The organism is Brevundimonas intermedia (assembly GCF_004614235.1).
GTDB classification, from domain to species: Bacteria; Pseudomonadota; Alphaproteobacteria; order Caulobacterales; family Caulobacteraceae; genus Brevundimonas; species Brevundimonas intermedia_A.
The window spans coordinates 962,766-984,356 of sequence record NZ_SPVH01000006.1; the positions used below are offsets into that span (position 1 = coordinate 962,766).

A 21,591-nucleotide genomic window follows, 5' to 3' on the forward strand; every position below is an offset into this window, starting at 1 on the left:
TTGAAGCGTGCAGACGGCCGCAGCGCGCGGCGTGGGGATCGCCTTTCATGTTCAGTCTTCTGAACCTCCAGAGCCTGTTCGGCCTGGTCGTCATCGTCGCCGTCTGCTGGGCGTTCTCCGAGAACCGTCGCGTCTTCCCGTGGAAGCTGGCGATCGGCGCCGTCCTGGTTCAGGCTGGTCTGGTCCTGGCCCTGTTCGCCATTCCGGGGTCGCGCGCGGTCTTGACGGCCGTGACGGGCGCCATTGACGGCCTGGCGGTCGCGACGTCGCAGGGGACGCGGTTCGTGTTCGGCTATCTGGGCGGCGGCGATCAGCCCTATGCGGTGCAGAACGAAGGCGCCCTGTTCACCTTCGCCTTCAACGTCCTGCCGCTGATCATGGTGATCTCGGCCCTGTCGGCCTTGCTGTGGCACTGGAAGATCCTGAAGTGGCTGATCCGCGGCTTTGGCCTGCTGTTCCAGCGCACCATGGGCCTGGGCGGCGCCTCGGCCCTGGCGGTGGCGGCCAACATCTTCCTGGGCACCATCGAAAGCCCGATCGTCATCAAGGCCTATCTGGACAAGCTGAGCCGGTCCGAAATCTTCCTGATGATGACCGTGGGCCTGGCGACGGTCGCCGGTTCGACCATGGTCGCCTACGCCAGCATCCTGTCCCAGACCCTGCCCAACGCCGCCGGCCACGTTCTGGTCGCCTCCATCGTCTCGGCGCCGGCTGGCGTGCTGCTGGCGCGGATCATGGTGCCGGAACCCAACAAGGAAGCCATCCAAGCGATCAGCTACGACTCGGCCCTGAAATACGACAGCGCCATCGACGCCATCTCCAAGGGTACGTCCGACGGCCTAATGGTGGTGCTGAACATCTCGGCGGTGCTGATCGTCTTCGTGGCCCTGGTGGCCCTGGTCAACGTCATGCTGGGCGGCTTCATCGTCTTCGGCGAGCCGCTGACGGTCGAGCGTATCCTCGGCGTCCTGCTGACGCCCCTGGCCTGGCTGATCGGCGTCGATGCGCGAGAGGCGGGGCAGGCCGGCTGGCTGCTGGGCGTCAAACTGGCCCTGACCGAGTTCGTGGCCTTCATCGACCTGGGCAAGATCCCGGCCGACGCCATGAGCGAGCGCACGCGGATGCTGATGACCTACGCCCTGTGCGGCTTCGCCAACATCGGTTCGGTGGGCATCACCGTGACCGGCCTGTCGGTGCTGATGCCCGAGCGGCGCGAAGAGGTGTTGGGCCTGATCTGGAAGGCCCTGTTCGCCGGCTTCATGGCCACGGCCATGAGCGCGGCCATAGTGGGCGTCATGCCGGCGGCCGTGTTCGGCTGATCGAACCCGGCCGGGCGGCCTCAGGCCGTCCAGGTCTCGGCGAAGACGCGCTGGAAGTTGCCGCCCAGGATCTTGTCGATGGTTCGGGCGCGATAGCCACGCTTGACCAGACCGTCGGCGATGACGGCGCAGCGGTCGGGGCGGTTCAGCCCCGTAACGAACGGCGGCGGCCCTTCGCCCGGCGCGGCGACGCCCGAGGCCTTTCGCTGTTCCAGGCTCGCGTTCCACTGGGCCATGCTTTCGGGCGAGGTGTCGAATGGCCAGAGCAGGGCGTCGCTGCCGATCCCGACATGGTCCTCGCCGCAGATTTCCAGGGCGTGGCTCAGGTGGGCGAAATAGACGTCGAGCGACGGCTGGGCCGGCGCCGTCGTCAGATAGCTGAGTTCATAAATACCCATGACGCCGCCGCCCAAGGCCAGGGCGCGCATCAGCCGGTCGGACTTGTTGCGCGGATGAGCGTGGACGACGCTGGCTCCGGCATGGGTGATCAGGACGGGTTTGGTCGAGGCTGAAATGGCGCCGAGGCTGGACAGTTCGTCGCTGTGGCTGACGTCTATGGTGACGCCACGGGCGTTCATGCGGGCCACCGCCTCGTGGCCCAGATTCGTGAGGCCTGTGGAGGTCGGCGACATCGCGCCCGAGGCGAAGGGGGTGGTCAGGTTGTAGCTCAGGCCCATCACCAGAACGCCGGCGGCGCGGAACTGGTCGATGGCGTCGATGTCGCCCTCCAGCATTTCGGCCGCTTCGAACGAATAGATGATGCCGAGTTTGCCGGCCGCCTTGGCGCGCGCGAAGTCCGCCGTCGAGGCGATCTTCATGTAGATGTCGGGATTCAGCGCCACGGTCTTGTCGATGGCGGCGATGGAGGCGGCGGTTTCGGCCCGTGTCTCGCCGCCGGATCCGCCGATGGTCAGTTTGGCCGCTGTCAGGCCCGACGCCTTGATGATGTCGCGCGTCTCCTGGTCCAGAGGCGTGTCTGGATCGATCGGCAGGACCAGATTGCCGTTGATCACGATGGCGTCGCGATAGACGCGCGCGGCGTCCACGGTCGAGGGGCGAGGCAGGCCCGCACAAGCTGTGACGGACGAGGCGGCGGCTGCGCCCAACAGGATGCGACGCGTGATGATCATGGCTGCAAGCTCAGACTTGAATGAATATTCGTAGGTGCCTACCTATTCATCGTCGGCGGTCTTCGGGTCCAGTGAAATTTTGGACAGAATCCTGTCGAACATGGAGCGGCGGTCCAGGGCGTCGTCGAGACGGTCGAGCAGATCGACCAGATCGCCCGCTTCGGCGTTCAACTCCACCGCCGCGTCGCTGAAGGCATTCCACAAAGGCGTCAGTTCGGCCGCCAGGGCCTGGCCGGCAGCCGTCAGGCGCAACAGCCGCCGTCGGCCGTCCTCGGGGGCGGTCGCTGACTCGACCAGGCCGCTTTTTTCCATCGAGCGACTGGCCTCGCTGACCGAGGCGTGGGTGATGCGCAGAATGGCGGCGATCTCGCCGACCGCCATGGGTCGGTCGTGTTCGACTAGCTGGCGCAGGATGCCGTACCAGCGCTGCTCGAACTCGATTCCCTGGGCCGCATAGACCCGCGTGCCGTCCCGATCGATCCGTTCGGAGGCCCGGCGCAGGCGCGCGCCTAGAGCCGCACCGCCGAAACTGCGGCTATAATCCGTCACCGGGGCGTGAATTTGCGGATGACGCCGGAGAAGGTCATCAGCAGGCGGTCGCCGGTGTTGATCTGGCCGCGCACGAAGATCAGGCTCTTGCCGGCCTTGGTGACCTGGCCGGTGGCTTCGATCAGTTCGCCGACATAGCCGCCGTCGATGAAGGTCGAATCCAGCTGGACCGTGACGCCCGAAGCGCCCTCCATCTCCTGATAGGCGATCTGGAACATGGCGATGTCGGCGAATGTCATCAGGCAGCCGCCGTGCATCCGGCCGCCCGCGTTCATGTGCTTCTGCTCGGCGCGGAAGGCGCAGCGCATATGCCCGTCGGGGTCAGGCTTGCCGTAGAATGGGCCGACGACGGTGTCGAAGGTGTCGTGCAGATCGTAGGTCTGCCAGCCGGCGAACTCGCCCTCTGTGATGGTGATTTTCTTGGGCATGCAGACTTGGCCTTACTTATGGGCGTGCGTTGCAGCATATAGGCGCAATGAGCGATCCGATCGAAACCGCAATCCTGAACAAAATTGCTGCGCTTGAGCCCGGCAAGAGCATTGAGCCCGCCGAAGTGGCCAAAGAGCTACAGCCGGAGCAGTGGCAGCGCATGCTGCCCAAGGTCCGCGCCATCGCGCTGAGCCTGATGCGCCAGGGCAAGCTGACCATCACCAAGAAGGGCAAGCCGGTCGATCCGGACCACGTCCGCGGCGTGACGCGCCTGCGTCAGGCGACCGAGGAAGAGACGGCCCTGGCTCTGAGCCGTCGTCCGCCCGCAGCCAAAGACGACATCGAGGATTAAGCGCTCCGCTCATCCCCGCGAAAGCGGGGACCCAGTCCTTTCGTGAGGCAAGGCGTTTGGGATCGATATCGCTGAAAATCGGCGAAGGGGGAGCGCCCAAAGATCTGGGTCCCCGCTTTCGCGGGGATGAGCGGATCGGGGGTAATCTCGACGATGTCCTGAGCGACATCCGCGCCTGTCGCGCCTGCGCGGGCGTGTTGCCGCACACGCCGCGTCCGGTGGTGCGGGTGTTTCCCGAGACGCGGCTGCTGATCTGCGGCCAGGCGCCGGGGCGGCGGGTGCACGAAAGCGGCCTGCCGTTCACCGATCCGTCGGGCGACCGGTTGCGTGACTGGATGGGCGTGGACTACGAGACCTTCTATGCCGACCGCCGCATCGGCGTGGCCGCCCAGGCCTTCTGCTATCCGGGGACGGCGCCCAAGGGTGGAGACTATCCGCCGCCGACGCGGTGCGCGGACCTGTGGCGGCCGCAACTGCTGGACGCCCTGCCGCAGATGGAACTGACTCTGCTGGTCGGCGGCTATGCCCAGGCCTGGGCGCTGGGGGATCGGGCCAAGCGCAACATGACCGAGACGGTGCAGGCGTGGCGGGACTATGCGCCTAACCTGCTGGTGTTGCCGCATCCGTCCTGGCGCAATACGGCCTGGCTGAGGAAAAACCCGTGGTTCGAGGCGGAGGTGGTTCCGTATTTGCGGGAACGGGTGCGTTCGATCCTGAGTTCTGCGACCGCTCGTCCTCGCGAAGGCGGGGACCCAGTTCTTTCGTGAGGCGATGCGTGGGACCAATGGTTTTGCAGTTCTCCAAGTTGATCCCGCTGGCGGCTGCGCTCGCCCTGTCCGCCTGCGCCACGCCCCATATCCAGTCGCCGTTGACGCCGCCGCCGGGGTTTGCGGGCGCGCATGTCGAGGATCGCGCCCTGGTCATGTCGGACGGCGCGCGTCTGCCCTATCTGCGGTGGGGACCGACGGATCGCGCGCCCTGGGCGGTGATCGTGGCGCTGCACGGTATGAACGATCACGACGCCAGCTTCCGTCTGGCCGGCCCTTGGTGGGCCGAGCAGGGGATCGAGACCTGGTCCTATGACCAGCGCGGCTTCGGCGCGGCGCCGGGGCGGGGCGAGTGGGCCGGCGAACAGAGAATGACCGACGATCTGCGCGAGATCACGGCCATGGCGCGGGCTCGCTATCCGAACGCCGTCATCGCGGTGGTGGGCGAGAGCATGGGCGGGTCGGTGACGGCGGCGGCCTTTGGCTCGGACAATCCGCCCGATGCGGATCGCGTGGTGTTGCTGGCGCCCGGCGTCTGGGGCTGGTCGACGCAAGGTCCGCTGAACAGCGCGGCGCTGAACATCGCGGCGCGAGCGCTGGGCGACGTGGCGCTGGAGCCGCCGGAGTTCATCACCCGCGACATCCACGCCTCGTCCAATACGCTGGAACTGATCCGCAACGGGCGCGATCCGATGAGCATTCTCGCGACGCGGTTCGACACCGTCTATGGGCTGGTCGATCTGATGGAGACCTCGTCGCGCAGCCTGGGCCGCATCCGGGGCGACGCCATCCTGATGTACGGCGCCCACGACGAGGTGGTGAAGAAGGGACCAATGCGGCTGGCCTTGCGACGGGCCGAGGCCGAGGGCGGCACGTTGCGCACGGCCTGGTATCCGAACGGCTGGCATCTGCTGAACCGCGATCTGGACGCCGAGATCGTCTATCGCGACGTGGTGTCGTGGCTGAGAGACCCAAAGGCGCCCCTGCCATCGGGCGCGCCAGCCGTCTTGCCACAGCTGGACCGCAAGGCTTCGGCCGTTCCGTAACCTCTCTTAACGCGACGTTTACCATCCAGGCGGCATTTTCTGCCTAGCGGGGCGTCTGTGTCTCCCGCGTGTATGGGGCGGGGACGCGTGGGCGGCTTCACAGCGGCGTTGCAGAAGTTCGGGATCGGCCGTCTGGCCGCGGTCCTCGGCGTCGCCGCGGGCGTGGCCGCCGTGCTGGTCGCCGTCATGCTGCGCATGGGCCAGGCGCCCGATGCGCTGCTCTATTCCAACTTGGATCTGCGCGAAGCCAGCGAGATCACCACAGCGCTTGATCAGGCCGGTATCAAATATACGTCCAAGGGCGACGGCTCGACCGTCATGGTCAACCGCGACGACGTGGGCACGGCGCGGATGCTGGTGGCCGAGAAGGGTCTCGTGACCTCGGGGTCGGTCGGCTACGAGCTGTTCGACAATCAGTCCGTTCTGGGCCAGACCGAGTTTCAGCAGCAGTTGAACGAGCAGCGCGCGCTGCAGGGCGAACTGTCGCGCACCATCATGTCGATGCGCGGTATCACCGCCGCCCGCGTCCACATCACCATGCCGCGCCGCGAGATGTTCACCTCCGCCGCCGGCGATCCGACCGCCGCCGTTCTGGTGGGGCTGGGCGGCCGCGATCTGAGCGCGGATCAGGTGCGGGCGATCCGCAACCTGGTGGCCTCGTCCGTGCCGAACCTGAAGCCCGATCGCGTCACAGTCGCCGACCAGAACAACCGCACCCTGGCCGCCGGCAGCGACGACGGGACCTTCTCCTCGGCTTCCGCCGCCGAGGCCAAGGGCAATACCGAAAGCCAGCTTCAGGCGCGCATCAAGGACATCGTCGAAGGCGTCGTGGGCATCGGCTCGGCTCGGGTTCAGGTGACGGCCGACATCGATCAGAGCCGCGCCACCACCCAGGAAGAGAAGTTCGATCCCGATGGCCAGGTCGTCCGTTCGACCACCACCAACGGCTCGCAGTCCGCCGACAACACCGCCCAGCCCGACGGCGGCGTGACCGCCACGAACAACATCCCCGGCGGCGCGGCGCCCGGCGCCACGCCGGCCGGTTCGACCAACAGCGAGAACGCCGAGACCACCAACTACGAAATCTCCAAGACCACGACGACCACGACCAAGGAGCCGGGCGAGGTCAAGAAGCTGGCCGTCGCCGTCGCCGTGGACGGCAAGTGGACGCCCGCCGCCGATGGCAAGGGCGAACCGACCTATGCGCCGCGCACCGCCGAGGAAATCGCCCAAATCAAGTCGCTGGTCGCCGCCGCCGCCGGCATCGACGAGACGCGCGGCGACAAGATCGAGGTCATCAACGTCCGCTTCAACCACGACACCGGCATCGCCGGCGGTCTGGAGGGCAAGTCGTCGATACTGGACTTCTCCAAGAACGACATCATGCGCTTCGTCGAGCTCGGCATACTGACGGTCGTCGCCCTGCTGCTGATCTTCTTCGTGCTGCGTCCGCTGCTGAAGACGGCCTCGGGCGGGACGAACCTGCCGGCCGTCATGGGCTCAAACGGCATGCCGGTGACGACGGTGGCGACAACGGTGATCGGCGCCGACGGACAGCCGCAACTGGTCCAACTGCCCGCCCCGACCGAGATGGACCAGAAGATCGACATCGCCCGCATCGAGGGTCAGGTGAAGGCGTCGTCGGTCAAGAAGGTCGCCGACTTCGTTCAGGCCCATCCCGATGACGCCGCCGGCATCCTGCGCACCTGGGTGGCCGAAGGCTGATGGCGAAGCTGGTCAACAAGAAGGCTGCGATCGACGACCCCAACAAGCTGACGGGGCCGGAGAAGGCCGCCGTCATTCTGCTGGCGCTGGGCGAAGAACATACCGCCCTGTGGGAGCGTCTGGACGACGACGAGGTCAAGGAGATCTCGCAGGCCATGGCGACGCTGGGCAATGTCAGCGCCGAGGCCGTCGAGGCCCTGATGATCGAGTTCGTCTCGGGCCTGTCGGGATCCGGCTCGGTCATGGGCAGCTATGAACAGACCCAGAAGCTGCTGGCCGCCTTCCTGCCCAAGGATCGCGTCGACGGCCTGATGGAGGAGATCCGGGGTCCGGCTGGTCGCACCATGTGGGACAAGCTGGGCAATGTGAACGAGGCCGTCCTCGCCAACTATCTGAAGAACGAATACCCCCAGACCGTCGCCGTCATCCTGTCCAAGGTGCGCTCGGACCACGCCGCCCGCGTCCTGACCAGCCTGCCCGAGGACTTCGCCCTGGAGTGCGTGCAGCGGATGCTGCGCATGGAGCCGGTGCAGCGCGAGATCCTGGACAAGATCGAGGCGACGCTGCGCACCGAATTCATGTCGAACCTGGCGCGCACCTCCAAGCGCGACAGCCACGAGATGATGGCCGACATCTTCAACAGCTTCGACCGCCAGACCGAGGCTCGCTTCATCGGCGCCCTGGAAGAGCGTAATCGCGAATCGGCCGAGCGCATCCGCGCCCTGATGTTCGTGTTCGAGGACCTGTCCAAGCTGGACCCCGGCGGCGTCCAGACCCTGCTGCGCGGCGTGGACAAGGATTCGCTGGGCCTGGCGCTGAAGGGCGCCTCGGAGGGGCTGCGCGAGATGTTCTTCTCCAACATGTCCGAGCGCGCCTCAAAGATCATGCGCGAAGACATGGAATCGATGGGCCCCGTGCGTCTGAAGGACGTCGATGCGGCGCAGATGGCCATGGTTCAGGTCGCCAAGGACCTGGCCGCCAAGGGCGATATCATGCTGGCCGGCCAGGGCTCCGACGACGAGCTGATCTACTGACATGACCCAGTCCCCCGAAATCCGTCACCTCTTCGCCTTCGACACCGAGTTCGACGCCGACGGCACGGTCGTGCGCCCCGGCGCCTGGACGCCGGCCAAACGCTCCTATCTGCCGGCCGAGGTCGATGCCCTGGTGGCGCAAGGCCGGCTGGAAGCCCGCCAGCAGGCGCTGGGCGAGATCGAGAACATCCGCGCCATGGCCCTGAGCAACATCGCCCAGTCGGTGGCCTCGGCCATGCCGACGCTGAAGGCCGTGGCCCAGGCGCATCGCGAGCAGTCCGCCGACCTGGCGCTGGCCGCCGCCCGCGCCATCGGCGGGGCCGCGCTGGAGCGTTTCCCGCAGGCGCCGCTGAAGGCCGCGCTGGAAATGCTGGCGCAGGAGATCGACGCCTCGCCGCGTCTGGTCGTTCGGACCTCGGGCCTGGACGACGAGGCGCGCGCCCTGATCCAGCAGGCCTGCGCCGACAGCGGCTTCACCGGCGTGGTCGCCTTCCGCGATGAGCCGGGCATGGCGCAGGCGGCCTTCCAGCTGGAATGGGCCGATGGCCGCGCCGACCATGATCCCAAAGGGTCGGCCGACCGTGTCGCCGAGGCGCTGACGGCCGCCCTGGCGGCCGAGGCCGGACACTCCGAATCCCTTCCCGTCGACAGGAGCATGTTCTGATGGCATCCGACGACCTGGCGCTGGAGGAATTCTCCAGCCTTTCCGGCCCGCCGCCGATCGACGATCACGGCGACAAGACCGCCGCCGACCTGGCCACCGTCTTCGACGTGCCGGTCAATATCTCGGCCGTTCTGGGCAAGTCGCACATGTCGGTGGCCCAGTTGCTGAAGCTGAACAAGGGATCGGTGCTGGAGCTGGACCGCAAGGTCGGCGAGGCGATCGACATCTTCGTCAACAACCGCCTGATCGCGCGCGGCGAGGTCGTCGTCGTCGACGACCGGCTGGGCGTGACCATGACGGAAATCATCAAGACCGAGGACAGCGGCGCCTGACGGGCGACGCGTTCGAAACAAAGATTAGAGGAGAAGAACGATGCGTCTTCTGGTGGTAGGCAGACTGAGCGGACAGCTCGCTTCGGCGGTGAAGATGGCCATGGCGCACGGCGCCAAGGTCACCCACGTCGAGCGCGCCGACCAGGCGACCGAACAACTGCGCCGGGGACAGGGCGCGGACCTGCTGATGGTCGATTATCAGCTGGACATCGCCGCCCTGATCGCCGCCAACGAGGCCGAGCGGATCACCATCCCGGTCGTGGCCTTCGGCATCGACGCCGATGCGCGCGAAGCCGCCGCCGCGATCAAGGCCGGCGCCAAGGAGTTCATCCCGCTTCCGCCCGACGCCGAACTGATCGCCGCCGTCCTGTCGGCCGTCGCCGATGACGAAAAGCCGATGATCTCGGCCGATCCGTCGATGAAGGCCGTGCTGCAACTGGCCGACCAGGTCGCGCGCTCGGAAGCCTCGATCCTGATCACCGGCGAAAGCGGCGTCGGCAAGGAGGTGATGGCCCGGTATCTGCACGAGCATTCGCGCCGCTCCGAACGCCCCTTCATCAGCGTCAACTGCGCCGCCATTCCCGACAATCTGCTGGAATCCGAACTGTTCGGCCACGAGAAGGGCGCCTTCACCGGGGCCGTCGCGCGCCGCATCGGCAAGTTCGAGGAGGCCGACGGCGGTACGCTGTTGCTGGACGAAATCTCTGAGATGGACGCCCGGCTTCAGGCCAAGCTGCTGCGCGCCATCCAGGAACGGGTCATCGACCGCGTTGGCGGCTCCAAGCCCGTCTCGGTCAACATCCGCATCATCGCCACCTCGAACCGCGATCTCGCCAAGGCCGTGGCGGAGGGCGTGTTCCGCGAGGATCTGCTGTATCGCCTGAACGTGGTGAACCTGCGCCTGCCGTCCTTGCGCGAGCGTCCGGGCGACATCGTGGTTCTGGCCGACCACTTCATCAAGAAATACGCCGCCGCCAACGGCGTGCCGGTGCGCCCGATCTCGGCCCAGGCGCGACAGGCCATCGCCGCCCACCGCTGGCCCGGCAACGTCCGCGAGCTTGAGAACGCCATGCACCGCGCGGTGCTGCTGGCGACGGGACCCGAGATCGATGTGGACGCCATCCGCCTGCCGGACGGTCAGCCGCTGTCGGGGCAAGGCGCGGGCGCCATGACCGGCCATGCCTATGATGGCGGGCAGGGGGGCATCGCCGCCCGCGCCGCCCAGGCCGCCGACGCCGTGACCCGCAGCTTCGTCGGCCAGACGGTGGCGGCGATGGAAAAGACCCTGATCCTGGACACCCTGACCCACTGCCTGGGCAATCGCACCCATGCGGCCAATATCCTGGGCATCTCGATCCGCACCCTGCGCAACAAGCTGAACGAATACTCCGATGAGGGCACGGCCATTCCTGCGCCCATGAGCGGCGTCTCGGCCTCGGGCTACGCGGCCTGAGAATGGCCACCGGGTTCGATCGCAGGACGCTGATCGGCGGGGCGGGCGCGCTGGCGCTTGTCGGCTGCTATCCGCGACGTGACGAACCCAAGGCGGAAGAGACCCCGCAACCTTTCCTGCTGAACGATCTGGAAGAGCGCCACGGCGGACGGTTGGGCATGGCGGCGCTGGATGTCGGCAGCCAACGCCGGGTGTCCTGGCGCGGCCAGGAGCGGTTCGCCTTCTGCTCGACCTTCAAGGCCTTCCTCGCCGTCGCCACGCTGGAGCGTGTGCAGCGCGAGGAAGAACAATTGGACCGCGCCGTCGCCGTCACGCGAGCGGACATGATCCCCCATGCGCCGGTGACCGAAAAAGCCATCGGCCGCACCCTGACGATCCGCGAACTGATGCAGGCGGCGGTCGAGGTCAGCGACAATCCGGCGGCCAATATCCTGATCCGTGAAATGGGTGGAATCGCCGTATGGCGTTCGTGGTGGCCGACGTTCGGCGACACCACCACCGTCATCTCGCGACTGGAGCCGGACCTGAACACCGCCCTGCCCAACGATCCGCGCGACACCTGCCTGCCGGACCAGACCATCGCCAACATCCGCGAGCTGGCGTTCAGCGATCGGCTTACGCCTGAGCATGATCAACTGATCACCGGCTGGATGATCGGCTCGCCGACGGGCGCGAACCGCATCAAAGCGGGCGCGCCACAGGGCTGGACCGTCGCGCACAAGACCGGGACCGGATCGAACGGCGCCACCAACGACATCGGCATGCTGACGCCGCTGTCGGGTTCGCCGGTTCTTATGGCCGCCTATTTCACCGGCGCGCCCGAGGCGACGGACGACCAACGCGACGCCGTGATCGCCGAGGCGACGCGCCGCGCTCTGAAGGCGCTGGGCCGTGACTGAAACGCCCATGATGATGAAGGACGGCATGGCGCGCCCCACCGGGCGCGACGTCCTGGGTTGGATCAACCGCGGCGAAGTGCTGATGGCGGTGAGCGTAATCGGCGTGATCATGCTGCTGATTCTGCCGGTTCCGAAGATGCTTCTGGACCTGCTGCTGGCCTTCTCGCTGGTGTCCAGCGTGCTGATCCTGATGACCGCCGTGATGATGAAGCGGCCGCTGGACTTCGCCATCTTCCCCACGGTGCTGCTGGTCTCGACCCTGTTCCGCCTGGGTCTGAACCTGGCCTCGACGCGTCTGATCCTGACGCACGGTCAGGAAGGCCACGATGCGGCAGGGCAAGTCATCAACGCCTTCGGGCAACTGATGATGGGCGGCAACTTCATCATCGGGGTGATCATCTTCGCCATCATCCTGGTGGTGAACTTCGTCGTCATCACCAAGGGCTCCACCCGGATCGCGGAGGTCTCGGCCCGCTTCACCCTGGACTCCATGCCGGGCAAGCAGATGGCCATCGACGCCGATCTGTCGTCCGGCCTGATCACCGAAGACCAGGCCAAGATCCGCCGCAAGGAACTGGAGCAGGAATCGACCTTCTTCGGCGCCATGGACGGCGCGTCCAAGTTCGTGCGCGGCGACGCCGTCGCCGGCCTGATCATCACCTTCATCAACGCCATCGGCGGCATCCTTATCGGCACGATCCAGCACGGCATGCCGGCGATGGAGGCCGCCAACACCTATGTCCAGCTGACCATCGGCGACGGCCTGGTGACGCAGGTCCCGGCCATCATCATCTCCATCGCCGCCGGCTTCCTGGTGTCCAAGGCCGGCGTCGAGGGCACGGCGGACAAGGCCATGGTCACGCAGTTGGCCACCAACCCGGTCTCGCTGGGCGTCGTGTCGGGCGCGGCCGGCCTGATCGGTCTGATCCCCGGCATGCCTCTGCTGCCGTTCGCAGCCCTCGCCATCGGTTCGGGCTTCATGGCCTGGAGGCTGGGTCGTAACCGCCTGAAGCCGCAACCGACCGAGGCGGAGATCGCCGCGACCGCCGCCGCCGCCAAGCCCAAGGAAGACGTCGAAGAGCCCATCTCCAACATCCTGACCATCGACGAGGTGAAGATCGAGCTGGGCTATTCGCTGCTCAGCCTGATCAACGATCTGGAAGGCCGCCGCCTGACCGATCAGATTCGCGCCCTGCGACGCTCGCTGGCCCAGGAATACGGCTTCGTCATTCCTCAGGTGCGCATCCTCGACAACATGCGCCTGCCGACCCAGGGCTACGCCATTCGCATCAAGGAGATGGAGAGCGGCGCGGGCGAGGTGCGGCTTGGTCATCTGATGGCGATGGACCCGTCGGGGCGTCAGGTCGAACTGCCCGGCGAGCACATGCGCGAGCCCGCCTTCGGTCTGCCGGCCACCTGGATCGAGGACGGCATGCGCGAAGAGGCGACGTTCCGGGGCTACACCCTGGTCGATCCCTCGACGGTGCTGACCACCCACCTGACCGAGATACTGAAGGACAATATGGCGGACCTGCTGTCCTATGCGGAGGTGCAGAAGCTGCTGAAGGAACTCGGCGCCGAAGAGAAGAAGCTGGTCGAGGAACTGGTTCCCAGCGTGGTGACGGTCACCACCCTGCAACGTGTGCTTCAGGCCCTGCTGCGCGAGAAGGTGTCGATCCGCGATCTGCCGGCGATCCTGGAAGGGCTGGCCGAGGCCGCGCCGCACAGCTCCAGCGTGACCACCCTGGTCGAACATGTCCGCGCACGCCTGGGCCGTCAGCTCTGCTGGCAGAACAAGGACGGCGAGGGCGCGCTGCCGATCGTCACCCTGTCGCCGGAATGGGAGAACGCCTTCGCCGAAAGCCTGGTAGGGCAGGGCGAGGACAAGCAGTTGGCCATGGCGCCGTCGCGGCTTCAGGACTTCATCCGCGCCGTTCGTGACACCTTCGAGCGCATCGCCATGACGGGCGAAAATCCTGTCTTGCTGACCGGGCCGATGACCCGGCCCTATGTGCGGTCGATCATCGAGCGCTTCCGCGGCCAGACCGTCGTGATGAGCCAGAACGAAATCCACCCCAAGGCACGGTTGCGTACACTGGGTCAGGTCTGATAACGGCCTGGAAACACGGTGGATTCAGTTTGACGTTTGACGCGGCGCAGCACGCCGCTAAAGCTCCACCGTCATGATCCCAAGCCCCCGATCCCAATGGTCGCGATTGCGCGACTTCATGCGCACATCGTCGCTCGCGCGGTCCATGTCGGCGATGCTGATCCTGGTCTTCGGCCTGCTGATCCTCGTCAATGCGACGACCTTCGTGATGATCCAGCGGACGGCGTCGGTGAACCAGACCATCGAGCATGCTCAGCAGATGCGGCGGGCGTCTCGTACCACGCTGATCTCCATGCTGAATGCGGAGACCGCACAGCGGGGATTCCTTCTGACCGGCCGCAGCGATTTCCTTCAGCCCTACCGCGACGCAAGGGCTGAGATGGAGCCGGCTGTGGCCTTCCTTGACGAGGGCGCGATCCAGGACCCCACGCTGAAGGCGCCTATCGAACGTATCCATCGTCTGGCGGACCTGAAGTGGGCCGAGATGGAACGGACCGTGACCTTGGCGCAGCAGGGGCGGATCGGCCAGTCGATCCAGTCCGTAAGGTCGGGCGAAGGCAAGCGCTATATGGACGAGCTGCGCGTCGCCGTGGAGGATTTCGACACAATCAAATCGACCCGGATCGCCGAGCGCAGTAGGGCCTCCGAGCGGTTCGGCGTCCTGACGGTGACGATGAACGCCATCGCCGGCCTGCTGGTGATCGTCCTGGCGCTGCTGTCGGCCTGGATGGTCCGGCGCTACGTGTCCGAAATCCAGGGCGCGCGCGCGACGCTGGACGCCGCCAACGCCGGGCTGGAGGACAAGATCCGCGAACGCACCGGGGACTTGATGCGCGCCAACGAGGAAATCCAGCGCTTCGCCTATATCGTCAGCCATGACCTGCGCGCGCCCTTGGTCAACGTCATGGGCTATACCTCCGAGCTGGAGCAGGCGGGCAAGATCGTCGACAAGGCCATTGCCGACGCCGAGAAGACGCGCGCCGTCGATCCCGACGTCGTCATGGCGATCCGCGAGGACATGCCTGAGGCCATCGGCTTCATCCGCGCCTCGACCGAGAAGATGGACCGGCTGATCAACGCCATCCTGAAGCTGTCGCGCGAAGGCCGGCGCAATCTGCTGCCGGAGACGCTGGACATGACGGCGATGGCCCAGAACATCGCCAACAGCGTCCACCACCAGACCGAGGCGTCGGGCGCTCGCATCGAGGTCCAGCCTCTGCCCGAAATCGAAAGCGACCGGATTTCGATGGAGCAGATCATGGGCAACCTGATCGACAACGCCGTCAAATATCTGGACGTCAGTCGGCCGGGCGAGATCGTGGTGTCGGGCGAGGACGTGCCCGGCGGCTGGGTCGTCTATCGGGTCGCCGACAACGGTCGGGGCATTGCGCCGCGCGACCACGAACGGATCTTCGAACTGTTCCGTCGGTCCGGCAAGCAGGACCGGTCGGGCGAGGGGCTGGGCCTGGCCTTCGTGCGCAACAGCGTGCGCCGGATCGGCGGCACGATCGACATCGAGTCCGAGCTGGGTAAGGGCTCGACTTTCCTGCTGAAATTCCCCAAACGACTGATCCTAGCTGAACCCGGAGGCGCGCTGTGACGCAACCCGTCAAAATCATCATGGTCGAAGACGACCACGGCCACGCCAAGCTGATCGAAAAGAACATTCGGCGCGCCAATATCAATAACGAAATCAAGCATTTCGACGAAGGTGGAGCGGCGCTGGACTATCTGTTCAGCGAAGAAATTCTGGCTAACGGGCCGCTGTTGATCCTGCTCGATCTGAATCTGCCGGATATGTCGGGAACTGACATTCTGGAGAAGGTGAAGAGCAACGACCGCCTGAAGCGTGCGCCGGTCGTCGTGCTGACGACTACGGACGACAAGGTCGAGATCCAGCGCTGCTACGACCTGGGCTGCAACGTCTACATCACCAAGCCGGTGGATTATGAATCCTTCGCCGGCGCCATCCGCCAACTGGGCCTGTTCCTGTCGGTCATCCAGGCGCCGGAGATCTGACGATCGAGACGCCGCAGCCTATCCGCCTGCTCTACATCGACGACGACCGGGGCCTGTCCCGGCTGGTTGAGAAGGAGTTGGGGCGTCACGGCTATGCCGTCACCTGCGCCCCCGACGGGGATGCGGGGCTGGAGCTGTTGCAGCAGCATGAGTACGATATCTGCGCCCTGGACCATTACATGCCGGCCCGCGATGGTCTGGATGTCCTGCCCGACATCCTGGCGCTGAACGCGCCGCCGCCCGTCGTCTATGTGACGGGTACGCAGGATGGGCGGATCGCGGTGGCGGCCTTGCGCGCGGGCGCGGCCGACTACGTCATCAAGGATGTGTCGGAGGACTTCACCTCCTTGTTGCGCTCGGCGTTGGAAGACGCCCTGCTGCGTCGCAGGCTGCAGCGTGAGAACGACCTGGCGCAGGAAGAAATCCGCCTGGCCCGCGACCGGGCCGAGGCCATGCTGCGTGAGGTGAACCACCGCGTCGGCAACTCGCTGCAACTGGTGTCCAGCTTCATGTCGCTGCAGATGCGACACGTGACCGATCAAGGCGCCAGGGATGCGCTGCGCGAGTCTCAGGCGCGCATCGAGGCCGTCGCCCATGTTCACCGCCGCCTCTACACCTCTGGCGACATGAGCACCGTCGCCATGGACGAATATCTGGTGGGGCTGATGGACGAGCTGTCCAAGTCCATCGGGCCTGACGAGGGATCGCCCAAGTTGACCTTGGACGCCGAACCCCTGTCGGTCACGACCGACCAGGCGGTGTCCATCGGCGTCATCGTCACCGAACTGGTCACAAACGCCGTCAAATACGCCTATGCGCCGGGGCAGGGGGGCGAAATCCGCATCCATCTGCGCCGCGAGGGCGAGAACAAGGTCGCCCTGATGGTCGAGGACGACGGCCCCGGCATGGGCGACGGTACGCCCAAGGGCACCGGCCTGGGCGGCAAGATCATCTCGGCCATGGCCTCAGGTCTTCGCTCGGCCGTCGAGTTCGACGGCGCCCACAAGGGCGTGCGCGCTCGGCTGTCGTTCGACCTCTAGGGTCGGTATCCGTCATGTTGCAGTTCGGCGTTCGCAAACCCGCTTCCGACCATCGTCACCGCGCCACGGCGTTCGGCATCGTCGAACGCGACGGCCTGATCGCCTGTGTCCGCGTCGAGCGCGAAGCCGGTCCCTATTTCGATCTGCCGGGCGGCGGTGTGGATGCCGAGGAGACCGAGGTTCAGGCCCTGAAGCGCGAGTTCGTCGAAGAGACGGGCCTCGACATCGCGCCGCTGAACCGCATCGCCGAGGCCAGCCAGTATTTCGTCCGCTCGACGCGCGAGCCCGTGAACAATGTCGGCGGCTTCTGGACCGCGACCATCATCGCCGAAAACCCGGATGCGAAATGCGAAGATGACCATACCCTGGTGTGGCTGGATCCGACCTTCGCCCTATCGCGGCTGAGGCACGATTCCCACGCCTGGGCGGTCGCTGTGTGGCTGCGTCGCGCAAGCTGAGCCTTACGGAACGGGCGCACGGCTGCGCCGTTTCCTTTTCAACCCGCAACGCCCTGTCGCGGCTATTGAAAACGGAGAGTCCAGATGGCTGATCACGATCGTGTCGAAGGCGCCGCCAAGAACATCGGCGGCAAGATTAAGGAAGCCGCCGGCAAGGTGACCGGCGACAGCAAGCTGCAGGCCGAAGGCAAGGCCGACCAAGTCGAAGGCAAGGTCCAGAACACCGTCGGCGGCGTCAAGGACAGCCTCCGCGACAAGGCCTAAGCCCCACTAGAATTGCGCGAAAATAGGAAACGCCGTCCGCGAAAGCGGGCGGCGTTTCTGCGTTTCGATCAGTCCTTGTCGCCCCAGAGATTGATCGACAGGCCCTTGCTGTCCTTCGCATCGACAGGGCGGCATTCCGAACTGAACCCGCCTTCGACGGGGCGGGGACGGCAGTCCATTTCCCGCAAGGCCGACGGCGCGCTGGCCGCCCGCGACTGTGGGCCGCACTGAACGGCATAGGCCGAGCCGCCGGCGTTGGCCCGGATCATCTGACAGTCGCCCGCCATGCCGCTGGGACGCAGGGCGTCCGGCAGGTCAGACCCCATGGCCAGGGCCAGTTGTTCGCGCACCTCGGTCTGGCAGACCTCCATCGACGTGGCGCCGCGCACCAGCGGACTGCAGCGCGCGCGCTCGAAGCCGAAGGGATCGGCCAAGCCCCACGCAGGCACGGAATGTTGCACCGTCGGCGCGGGCGTCTCGACCACGGGAGCTGGCGCAAGCGCCTCCCACACGACGCTGGAGGCGGGTTGCTGAAACAGAAGCAGGGCGAATGCGGCGGCGATCATGGAAAGGGCCCCTCGATGTAATCGCCAGGGCAGGAACTCGCCCAAGACACGAAACCTACCTTGTCAGGGCGCGCATCGCCTTGTCGAGACCTTCCAGCGTCAGGGGGAACATCCGCTCCTCCATCACCTCGCGCAGCAGGCCGACCGAGGCGGTGTAGCTCCAGTAGCGTTCCTGCACCGGGTTCAGCCAGATCGACTTCTCCCACTGCTGCCGGGCGCGTTTCATCCAGACGGCGCCAGCCTCCTCGTTCCAGTGCTCGACCGAGCCGCCAGGCATGGTGATCTCGTACGGCGACATGGTCGCGTCGCCGACGAAGATGGCGCGCCAGTCGCCCGGATATTTGTGCAGCAGGTCCCAGGTCGGAATCCGCTCGGTGTGGCGACGCCGGTTGTCCTTCCAGACGCCCTCGTAAAGGCAGTTGTGGAAGTAGAAGAACTCCAGGTTCTTGAATTCGGTCTTGGCGGCGGAGAACAGTTCCTCCACCAGCTTGATGTGCCCGTCCATCGAGCCGCCGATGTCGAGGAACAGCAACACCTTGATCGTATTGCGCCGCTCGGGCCGCATGCGAATGTCCAGCCAGCCCTGGCGTGCCGTGCCGTCGATGGTGCCGTCGATGTCCAGTTCTTCCGCCGCACCCTCGCGGGCGAACCGGCGCAGGCGACGCAGCGCCACCTTGATGTTGCGCGTGCCCAGTTCGACCGTGTCGTCCAGGTTCCGGAACTCGCGCTTCTCCCACACCTTGACCGCCCGGCCATGCTGGCCCGGCCCGCCGATGCGCACGCCTTCGGGATTATAGCCACCTTGGCCGAAGGGGCTGGTCCCGCCCGTGCCGATCCATTTCGAGCCGCCGGAGTGCCGTTCGTGCTGTTCCTCCAGCCGCTGTTTCAGCGTCTCCATCAGCTTGTCGAACCCGCCGAGCGCCTCGATCTGAGCCTTCTCCTCGTCGGTCAGGTATTTCTCGTTCAGCAGCCGCAGCCAGTCTTCGGGAATGTTGGTCGTCAAATCCTCTCCCGCCCCGACCGATTCCACTCCCTTGAACACGGTCCCGAACACCTGATCGAACCGGTCATAGTGTTTCTCGTCCTTGACCAGGACCGCGCGCGACAGGTGATAGAAGGTCTCGACCTCTCGCCCGGCCAGGTCGCGATCCATGGCCTCTATCAAATGGAGCCATTCCTTCATCGACACCGGAACCTTGGCGTCACGCAGGGCGGTGAAGAAGGGGAGGAGCATCAGAGGTTTTCGAGCGCTTGCGCCAAACGGGGCACTTCAATGCTGGCGATGGCCCAAATGACGCTGAAATCGGTTGATCCGTAATCGTGCGCCAATCGGTGCCGAAGGCCCAACATGCCGCGCCAGTCGATGTCAGGGAGCTTTCCAGTCACAGCGGGCGACAATTTTCCTGCGGCCTCTCCGATGATCAAAAGCCTGAAGGCCGTCGCATCCCGCCGCAGAGAATCGGCTTCGAACGCGTCGGATGAAAGTCCGTCGATATAGCGCGCAATCCAATCGGTCGATTCGCGGATATCCGCCAAAAGGCCGCGATCTGCGCGGTCAGACCTCAACACAGTCCCTCAACGCGGACGCGCGAACGTGGGGGTTGCGGAGGCCCTTCGACGTAAGGAGGTCAACATCCTTGCCGACCTTATCCGTCAACTCCTCGGCAAGACTATAGAACCGCAGACCCAACGGTTGCGACAAGTCCACCAGCAGATCCACGTCGCTGTCCGGGCCCGCTTCGTCGCGGGCATAGCTGCCGAACAGGCGCAGGTTGACGATGCCCTGTTCTTCCAGCCAGGGCTTCAGCTCACGCAGCTTTTCCAGCAGTTCGGCGCGGGTCATGCCGACAACATAGTCTATCCGCGCCGCAAGATGAACTCACGGTCGCGCCAGGCGCCGACGGGGTAGTCGTATTCCCCGGCCTTCTCGAAGCCGTAGGCGGCGTAGAGGCGCTGGGCCTTGTCGTTGCCGCTCCAGACGCCGATCCACAGCGGGCCTTGGGTGTGCGCCTCCATCCAGTTCAGCGACAGGGTCAGCAGCTTCGTGCCCAGGCCCAGACCCTGCGCGGCCTTGGACACATAAAGGCGGCGCAACTCCATGTGCTCCGGTCGGGCCTCGGGATGGGGCAGGCCGTTGGGACCCGCGTTGGCGAAGGCCAGTAGCTCGCCGTCCCGCTCGGCCACCCACCAGGCTGCGCCGGGCTCGGCCAGCTTCTTCAGGGTCGGTTCCACGTCAAAGCTGGCGTCGAGGAATGCGTTCAGATCGGCCTCGGGATAGGGGATGCCGAACCCCTCGACGAAGGTGTCGACGAAGGTCTGACGACCCAACGCGCCGAGGGCGGCGGCGTCTTCCATGCGGGCAGGGCGGATTACGATCTCGGTCATCATCCGCCCATAGAGGCAGAGGTCAAAAGCCGTCCAGCGCGATCTTGCCTATTGTCGCGCCGCTTTCCAGCTGGCGGTGACCCTCAAGCAGATTTTCGACCGACAGCGCGCCGAGGTTTTCGGTCAGGGTGGTGCGGACAACGCCGGCGTCCACCAGATGCGAGACCTCGGTCAGCAACCTGTGCTGTTCGATCATGTCGGGGGTCTGCTGCACCGGTCGGGTGAACATGAACTCCCAGACGAAGCCGGCCGCCTTCTGTTTCAGCAGTTCGACCGGCAGCCCCTTGAAGTCGTCGATGGCGCCGATAACGCCCTGCACCGCCACCGCACGGGCCAAGGCTTCGAAATGGGCCTGGGTGTGGGTCAGGGATGCGATATATTTCGGCGCGCGCTCGCCGGCCGCCGTCAGGGCGTCGTCGATCGGGCCGGAGTGATCGATCACCGCGTGGGCGCCCAGGTCCAGGCACCATTGGCGGGTTTCGGGACGCGAGGCGGTAGCGACGACACGCAGCTTGGTGACGGCGCGGGCGATCTGGATCAGGGCCGAGCCGACGCCGCCGGCGCCGCCGACGATCAGCAGGCTCTCGTCTTCGTCCTTGCCGGCCTTCAACCGGTCGAACAACAGCTCCCAGGCGGTGATGACCGTCAGGGGCAGGGCGGCGGCCTCTGCGAATGTCAGGGACGCGGGCTTGGGTCCGACGATCCGCTCGTCCACACCTTGGCGTTCCGCATTGGAGCCTGGCCGGTCGATCTGGCCGGCGTAGAAGACCTCGTCCCCGACCTTGAACAGGCTGGCGTCGTCGCCGACGCCGATGACCACCCCGGCCGCGTCATAACCCAGGATGCTGATCTGGCCTTCCTCGGGCTGGCGGCTGGCGCGAACCTTGGTGTCCACGGGGTTCAGGCTGACGGCCTTGACCTGAACCAGCAGGTCGCGTGGGCGCAGGATCGGTTCGGGCGCGTCGAAGGCGACCAGGGCGGCGGGGTCGGTCGCGGGGCGGGGGCCGGTCGTGCCGATGGCCTTCATGACGATCTCCTCGGGCTTGTTTC

At 65.9% G+C, this 21,591-nt stretch carries 25 protein-coding genes; 16 read left to right on the forward strand and 9 right to left on the reverse strand.

Features of this window, described 5'->3' with window-relative positions; all coding sequences use genetic code 11:
• Positions 1 to 47 precede the first annotated feature (47 nt).
• Complete coding sequence (locus tag EGY25_RS11020; protein WP_135195010.1) at positions 48 to 1,319, forward strand: NupC/NupG family nucleoside CNT transporter; 1,272 nt, start codon at positions 48 to 50, stop codon at positions 1,317 to 1,319.
• Between the two features lie 20 nt (positions 1,320 to 1,339).
• On the opposite strand, the gene EGY25_RS11025 is transcribed toward EGY25_RS11020, so the two are convergent.
• The 3 genes from EGY25_RS11025 to EGY25_RS11035 are packed head-to-tail and all read right to left on the reverse strand — an operon-like array spanning position 1,340 to position 3,426.
• Positions 1,340 to 2,449: a dipeptidase gene (locus EGY25_RS11025; protein ID WP_135195011.1), complete on the reverse strand. Its 1,110-nt coding sequence runs from the start codon at positions 2,447 to 2,449 to the stop codon at positions 1,340 to 1,342.
• Between the two features lie 42 nt (positions 2,450 to 2,491).
• Positions 2,492 to 2,998: a MarR family winged helix-turn-helix transcriptional regulator gene (locus EGY25_RS11030; protein ID WP_135195012.1), complete on the reverse strand. Its 507-nt coding sequence runs from the start codon at positions 2,996 to 2,998 to the stop codon at positions 2,492 to 2,494.
• On the reverse strand, positions 2,995 to 3,426 hold the full coding sequence (locus tag EGY25_RS11035) for a PaaI family thioesterase (protein WP_055754103.1): 432 nt from the start codon (positions 3,424 to 3,426) through the stop codon (positions 2,995 to 2,997). Before EGY25_RS11035 ends, EGY25_RS11030 begins: the two co-directional genes overlap by 4 nt.
• Positions 3,427 to 3,473: 47 nt before the next feature.
• Here EGY25_RS11035 and EGY25_RS11040 point away from each other — a divergent pair, with 47 nt between their 5' ends.
• The 15 genes from EGY25_RS11040 to EGY25_RS11110 all read left to right on the forward strand — a co-directional run bounded on the left by EGY25_RS11040 (position 3,474) and on the right by EGY25_RS11110 (position 17,590).
• The gene (locus EGY25_RS11040) at positions 3,474 to 3,779 is read left to right on the forward strand and encodes a DUF3253 domain-containing protein (protein WP_135195013.1); all 306 of its coding nucleotides are present in this window, start codon (positions 3,474 to 3,476) and stop codon (positions 3,777 to 3,779) included.
• 134 nt (positions 3,780 to 3,913) lie between these two features.
• Complete coding sequence (locus EGY25_RS11045; RefSeq protein ID WP_135195619.1) at positions 3,914 to 4,546, forward strand: uracil-DNA glycosylase family protein; 633 nt, start codon at positions 3,914 to 3,916, stop codon at positions 4,544 to 4,546.
• A 17-nt stretch (positions 4,547 to 4,563) separates the two neighbouring features.
• Complete coding sequence (locus EGY25_RS11050) at positions 4,564 to 5,592, forward strand: alpha/beta fold hydrolase (RefSeq protein ID WP_135195620.1); 1,029 nt, start codon at positions 4,564 to 4,566, stop codon at positions 5,590 to 5,592.
• 87 nt (positions 5,593 to 5,679) lie between these two features.
• Positions 5,680 to 7,317, forward strand: coding sequence for a flagellar basal-body MS-ring/collar protein FliF (gene fliF, locus EGY25_RS11055; RefSeq protein ID WP_135195014.1), 1,638 nt, complete (start codon positions 5,680 to 5,682; stop codon positions 7,315 to 7,317).
• On the forward strand, positions 7,317 to 8,351 hold the full coding sequence (gene fliG, locus EGY25_RS11060) for a flagellar motor switch protein FliG (RefSeq protein WP_135195015.1): 1,035 nt from the start codon (positions 7,317 to 7,319) through the stop codon (positions 8,349 to 8,351). Before fliF ends, fliG begins: the two co-directional genes overlap by 1 nt.
• A 1-nt stretch (position 8,352) precedes the next feature.
• Entirely contained in the window at positions 8,353 to 9,015 is a 663-nt protein-coding gene (locus EGY25_RS11065; RefSeq protein ID WP_135195016.1) for a flagellar assembly protein FlbE, read from the forward strand.
• Positions 9,015 to 9,347 (forward strand): flagellar motor switch protein FliN, encoded by a 333-nt coding sequence (gene fliN, locus EGY25_RS11070; RefSeq protein WP_135195017.1) that lies wholly within the window; start codon positions 9,015 to 9,017, stop codon positions 9,345 to 9,347. Before EGY25_RS11065 ends, fliN begins: the two co-directional genes overlap by 1 nt.
• A 40-nt stretch (positions 9,348 to 9,387) precedes the next feature.
• A complete protein-coding gene (gene flbD, locus EGY25_RS11075; protein ID WP_135195018.1) occupies positions 9,388 to 10,800 on the forward strand; it encodes a sigma-54-dependent transcriptional regulator FlbD in 1,413 nt (470 codons plus the stop codon).
• 2 nt (positions 10,801 to 10,802) lie between these two features.
• Positions 10,803 to 11,699, forward strand: coding sequence for a class A beta-lactamase (gene bla / locus EGY25_RS11080; protein WP_135195019.1), 897 nt, complete (start codon positions 10,803 to 10,805; stop codon positions 11,697 to 11,699).
• Positions 11,700 to 11,706: 7 nt separating this feature from the next.
• Complete coding sequence (gene flhA, locus EGY25_RS11085) at positions 11,707 to 13,809, forward strand: flagellar biosynthesis protein FlhA (RefSeq protein WP_135195621.1); 2,103 nt, start codon at positions 11,707 to 11,709, stop codon at positions 13,807 to 13,809.
• 145 nt (positions 13,810 to 13,954) lie between these two features.
• Positions 13,955 to 15,409 carry a sensor histidine kinase gene (locus EGY25_RS11090; RefSeq protein ID WP_135195020.1) on the forward strand — a complete coding sequence of 485 codons (1,455 nt, stop codon included), beginning with the start codon at positions 13,955 to 13,957 and terminating at the stop codon, positions 15,407 to 15,409.
• Positions 15,406 to 15,828 (forward strand): response regulator, encoded by a 423-nt coding sequence (locus EGY25_RS11095; protein WP_245159441.1) that lies wholly within the window; start codon positions 15,406 to 15,408, stop codon positions 15,826 to 15,828. Before EGY25_RS11090 ends, EGY25_RS11095 begins: the two co-directional genes overlap by 4 nt.
• A 35-nt stretch (positions 15,829 to 15,863) precedes the next feature.
• Positions 15,864 to 16,868 carry a sensor histidine kinase gene (locus EGY25_RS11100; RefSeq protein ID WP_280643960.1) on the forward strand — a complete coding sequence of 335 codons (1,005 nt, stop codon included), beginning with the start codon at positions 15,864 to 15,866 and terminating at the stop codon, positions 16,866 to 16,868.
• A 14-nt stretch (positions 16,869 to 16,882) separates the two neighbouring features.
• A complete protein-coding gene (locus EGY25_RS11105; RefSeq protein WP_135195022.1) occupies positions 16,883 to 17,326 on the forward strand; it encodes an NUDIX domain-containing protein in 444 nt (147 codons plus the stop codon).
• An 84-nt stretch (positions 17,327 to 17,410) separates the two neighbouring features.
• Complete coding sequence (locus EGY25_RS11110; protein WP_135195023.1) at positions 17,411 to 17,590, forward strand: CsbD family protein; 180 nt, start codon at positions 17,411 to 17,413, stop codon at positions 17,588 to 17,590.
• Between the two features lie 68 nt (positions 17,591 to 17,658).
• Here EGY25_RS11110 and EGY25_RS11115 read toward each other — a convergent pair whose 3' ends face one another.
• The 6 genes from EGY25_RS11115 to EGY25_RS11140 are packed head-to-tail and all read right to left on the reverse strand — an operon-like array spanning position 17,659 to position 21,568.
• On the reverse strand, positions 17,659 to 18,156 hold the full coding sequence (locus EGY25_RS11115) for a hypothetical protein (RefSeq protein WP_135195024.1): 498 nt from the start codon (positions 18,154 to 18,156) through the stop codon (positions 17,659 to 17,661).
• Positions 18,157 to 18,211: 55 nt separating this feature from the next.
• On the reverse strand, positions 18,212 to 19,390 hold the full coding sequence (locus EGY25_RS11120; RefSeq protein WP_135195025.1) for a vWA domain-containing protein: 1,179 nt from the start codon (positions 19,388 to 19,390) through the stop codon (positions 18,212 to 18,214).
• Positions 19,390 to 19,692, reverse strand: coding sequence for a HepT-like ribonuclease domain-containing protein (locus EGY25_RS11125; protein ID WP_167762535.1), 303 nt, complete (start codon positions 19,690 to 19,692; stop codon positions 19,390 to 19,392). Before EGY25_RS11125 ends, EGY25_RS11120 begins: the two co-directional genes overlap by 1 nt.
• Positions 19,693 to 19,711: 19 nt before the next feature.
• Positions 19,712 to 19,999 carry a nucleotidyltransferase family protein gene (locus EGY25_RS11130; protein ID WP_135195027.1) on the reverse strand — a complete coding sequence of 96 codons (288 nt, stop codon included), beginning with the start codon at positions 19,997 to 19,999 and terminating at the stop codon, positions 19,712 to 19,714.
• A gap of 14 nt (positions 20,000 to 20,013) precedes the next feature.
• Positions 20,014 to 20,541: a GNAT family N-acetyltransferase gene (locus EGY25_RS11135; protein ID WP_135195028.1), complete on the reverse strand. Its 528-nt coding sequence runs from the start codon at positions 20,539 to 20,541 to the stop codon at positions 20,014 to 20,016.
• 22 nt (positions 20,542 to 20,563) lie between these two features.
• Entirely contained in the window at positions 20,564 to 21,568 is a 1,005-nt protein-coding gene (locus EGY25_RS11140) for a zinc-binding alcohol dehydrogenase family protein (protein ID WP_135195029.1), read from the reverse strand.
• Positions 21,569 to 21,591 lie beyond the last annotated feature (23 nt).